Consider the following 3,584-nt stretch of genomic DNA (forward strand, 5'->3'; position numbering starts at 1 on the left):
GGCAGGGTGATGAAGTCGCCCTTCTCGTTGATGCCGGAGAAGTCGACGATGTCCTGGTAGCGCTCCTTGATCTGCTCGCGGGTCATGCCCATCGCGAGGCCGCCGAGGTAGACGTTGCGCTCGCCGGTGAGGTCGTTCATCAGGGCGGCGTTGACGCCGAGCAGGGACGGCTGGCCGTCGGTGTAGATCCGGCCGTTCTCCACCGGGAGCAGGCCGGCCACGGCCTTGAGCAGCGTCGACTTGCCGGAACCGTTGGTGCCGATCAGGCCGATCGCCTCACCCCGGTACGCCGCGAAGGACACGTTCCGCACCGCGTGCACCTTGCGGACGCCGGACACCCTCTCGGTCTGCTTGCGGCGGACGATCCGGTTGAGGGCGGCGGTGGCGGAGCCTCGTCCGCCGCCGGTGCCGTTGACCCGGTAGACGATGTCGACGCCGTCGGCGACGACGGTGGGAACCTTCTCGTTCGCCGTCTTCTCGAAATGCGTGTCAGCCACGGCCGTAGGTCTCCTCAGCCTTCCAGAAGTAGATGAAGCCGCCGATCCCGGCGAGCAGGGCCCAGCCCACGGCGAGCAGCCACACGTGGGAGGGGAGCTGGCTCGCGTGGAAGGTGTCGATCAGGGCGAACCGCATCAGGTCGATGTAGACGGCGGCGGGGTTGGCCTGGAGCACCGGGCCGACCCAGGACGGCAGGTCGCCGTGCTGGCTGAGCAGGTGGTCGATGCTCCACATCACACCGGAGACGTACATCCAGGTCCGCAGCGCGAACGGCATCAGCTGGGCGATGTCCGGGATCTTGGAACCCAGCCGGGCCATGATCATCGCGACGCCGGCGTTGAAGGTGAACTGGAGCACCAGGGCCGGGACCGCCAGCACCCAGGAGGCGGCCGGCGGGACGCCGAAGGCCAGCAGGATGACGACCAGGGCGGCCATCGAGTACAGCAGCTGCTTGAGCTGCTGGAGGCAGAAGGAGACCGGCAGCGCGGCGCGCGGGAAGTGCAGGGCGCGCACCAGGCCGAGGTTGCCGGAGATCGCCTTGGTGCCCGCCATGATCGAGCTCTGCGTGAAGGTCCAGATGAACACGCCCGTGACCAGGAACGGGACGTAGTCCGGGACGCCCTTCTTGGTCTGGAGCAGCACGCCGAAGATCAGGAAGTACACCGCCGCGTTCAGCAGCGGGGTCATCACCTGCCAGACCTGGCCCAGTTTGGCCTGGCTGTACTGGGCGGTGAGCTTGGCGGTGGAGAAGGCGCCGATGAAGTGCCGGCGGGCCCACAGCTGGCGCACGTAGTCGGGCAGGCTGGGGCGGGCTCCGCTGACCGCGAGGCCGTGGCGGGCGGCGAGGGCCGCGAGGTCTTCGGTGCCGGCCGGGGACGGGGCGGTCGGCGGGGGCGGTGTGTGGAGGACCTGGCTCACATCCGCTGCTTTCACTCGGGGGTCACTCGGGGGAGGGGTGAGTCGTCGCGGTGCTACGTCGGGACGGGACCGTATCGTCGCAACGGGAGACTAGGCCGAATCGACGTCGGAACGCAACCGTTTCGTCGTTACGCCCCTATGCTTGGGGGGTATGACGACCAACGCCGACGAGCCTCAGCCACGTCCGCGCCGCAGGGCCCCCGCCGGGGCCGCCGTACTGCGGGCCGACGTGACCGAGGCCATCCGGGCGGCCGTCTTCGAGGAACTCGCGGCCGTCGGGTACGCGCGGATGTCCATCGAGGGCATCGCGCGCCGGGCCGGGGTCGGCAAGACGGCGGTGTACCGGCGCTGGCGCTCCAAGCTGCATCTGGTGCTCGACATCGTCTCGGCGCTCGCCGTGCAGGGGCTGCCGGCGCCGGACACCGGCTCGCTGGAGGGCGACCTGCGGCTGCTGTACGAGGTGACGTCCCGGGCGCTGCGGCACCCGGTCGCCTCCCAGGTCATCCCCGACCTCCAGGCCGAGGCGGCCCGCAACCCGGACATCGCCGAGGCCCTGCAGAAGGCGCTGCGCGAGGGCCAGGACGGGGTGGCCAGCTCGATCCTGGCGGCGGCGCAGCGGCGGGGTGAGATCCGCGCGGGCTTCGACCACGATCTGGCCCTGGACCTGATCTCGGGGCCGTTGTACTGGCGGTCGGTGGTGATCCGGGGGCCGAAGCCGCCGAAGGGGTACCTGGGGGCGCTCACCCGGGCTACGGCGGCGGGGCTGAAGGCGTTGTGACGGGCGGCGGCCGCAGGGTTCACCGGTGCCGCCCCGGTGTCGTCACAGAGGCGCGCGCCCCCGGCCGTGCGCCTTGCTCGCACGGTCGTGGGGCGCGCTGCCCGTACCGGGCGGGGATGCTGTAGGGGGTGATGCCGCCGCCCGCACACCTTCGCGCCGGACCGAGGAGGGCGGCAGCCGGGCCCGGAGGGCGGCAGCCGCCGGGTGGTGTCAGGCGAGGGTGCCGCGGGCTATGTGCCCTGTTTCCCGGCCGTGTACGTGTCGCCGTACAGGACTCCCGTACGGCAGCCCGGTGCGGACGGCGGTGCCGGGTGAGTGTCGAGCGCGCGGCACAGGGCGGCGTGCAGGTGCTCGGCCTCGACGAGGGTCAGGAGCAGCTCGGCGTCCGTGGCGGGTTCGTGGTCGCTGAGCAGGCGCAGCGGCAGAGCCACGCGGTCACCTTCGGTGCGACGCACGCGACTCCCCGGTGTCCGTTCGATCTTCCAGGTCATGACGTCCCCTCGATTCGCGCGAGGCGGTACGCGCCCCACAGTTCACGTCCCATCGCCCAGCCGTCCTGTGCCTTGGGGAGGCCCTTGCAGCCGTCGGCACAGGTGCGGGTGTGCTCGAACCACAGGCGGTAGGTGCGCAGCATGGGGAGGTCGGCGCGCTGGGCGGCGGCCTCGGCGTGGTCGCCGCTCATGGGGTCGCCTCCGGCCGGACCATCGTGCGCCGGTCGCCCGGAAGTGTTGTTCTCGCCCGTTCGAACAGTCGTGATACGTACATAGTGGCTGCCTGCTTCCTTTCAGGTGGTCCACGCCCCCGGGCCGGTCGCACGGTCGCGGGGGCCTTTGTGTCTGACGATGCTTCCGCGCGAGGTGCGCCGGAACCACCGCGGAACTGCCGCATTTGGGCCGCATTGTGGCCGCACGGGGTAGCCTGAGCAGGGGAGACAACACCCTGACGGGGGCCGGACATGGCAGGTAAGAGGAAACTGCTCGCACAGCGCCGGAAAGCGTGCGGTTTCACACAGGAAAAGTTCGCCGAAGCGTTGCGGGTAGACCGGACCACGGTGCAGCGCTGGGAGGCAGGGCAAGTCGACCCGCACCCGTATCAGCGGCCTCGTATGGCCAAGGTCCTTCAGGTATTGCCTGATGAGCTGGATACGCTTCTCACGGCTGACGATACGCAGATGATCGCTGAACGCCTGCCGGAGTTGAACGGGGACAGAGGGCAAGGTTTCGCGCAGACCGTTCGTGAAATGTCGAGGCGGCTTGTTCTTCTCGACAACGAAATGAATGGGCTGCCCATCGCTGACGTGGCCGTGCGTGCGTCTGAGGTTGAAAGGGTGGGGTGACGGGTTACGGAGGCTCCAGCCCGAGTCCGGTCTCGGCTATGAAGCCGTCGAGGA

Annotated in this window: 6 protein-coding genes; 2 read left to right on the forward strand and 4 right to left on the reverse strand. The window is 69.8% G+C overall.

Features of this window, described 5'->3' with window-relative positions; all coding sequences use genetic code 11:
- Nucleotides 1–497 (reverse strand): ATP-binding cassette domain-containing protein (locus tag ACTT8P_RS37965; RefSeq protein ID WP_442836351.1); only part of this gene is annotated, 497 nt, incomplete at its 3' end.
- Nucleotides 490–1,416 carry an ABC transporter permease gene (locus ACTT8P_RS37970; RefSeq protein ID WP_442836352.1) on the reverse strand — a complete coding sequence of 309 codons (927 nt, stop codon included), beginning with the start codon at nt 1,414–1,416 and terminating at the stop codon, nt 490–492. The genes ACTT8P_RS37970 and ACTT8P_RS37965, both read right to left, overlap by 8 nt.
- Nucleotides 1,417–1,567: 151 nt before the next feature.
- Here ACTT8P_RS37970 and ACTT8P_RS37975 point away from each other — a divergent pair, with 151 nt between their 5' ends.
- The gene (locus ACTT8P_RS37975; protein ID WP_442836353.1) at nt 1,568–2,194 is read left to right on the forward strand and encodes a TetR/AcrR family transcriptional regulator; all 627 of its coding nucleotides are present in this window, start codon (nt 1,568–1,570) and stop codon (nt 2,192–2,194) included.
- Nucleotides 2,195–2,424: 230 nt separating this feature from the next.
- Here ACTT8P_RS37975 and ACTT8P_RS37980 read toward each other — a convergent pair whose 3' ends face one another.
- Both ACTT8P_RS37980 and ACTT8P_RS37985 read right to left on the reverse strand, forming a co-directional pair.
- A complete protein-coding gene (locus ACTT8P_RS37980) occupies nt 2,425–2,625 on the reverse strand; it encodes a hypothetical protein (protein ID WP_442836354.1) in 201 nt (66 codons plus the stop codon).
- Between the two features lie 56 nt (nt 2,626–2,681).
- Nucleotides 2,682–2,876, reverse strand: coding sequence for a hypothetical protein (locus tag ACTT8P_RS37985; protein WP_442836355.1), 195 nt, complete (start codon nt 2,874–2,876; stop codon nt 2,682–2,684).
- A 273-nt stretch (nt 2,877–3,149) separates the two neighbouring features.
- Here ACTT8P_RS37985 and ACTT8P_RS37990 point away from each other — a divergent pair, with 273 nt between their 5' ends.
- Nucleotides 3,150–3,530, forward strand: coding sequence for a helix-turn-helix domain-containing protein (locus tag ACTT8P_RS37990; RefSeq protein WP_442836356.1), 381 nt, complete (start codon nt 3,150–3,152; stop codon nt 3,528–3,530).
- The last annotated feature ends 54 nt before the right edge of the window (nt 3,531–3,584 follow it).

Source organism: Streptomyces sp. JW3 (assembly GCF_052216785.1).
In the GTDB taxonomy this organism is placed as follows: domain Bacteria; phylum Actinomycetota; class Actinomycetes; order Streptomycetales; family Streptomycetaceae; genus Streptomyces.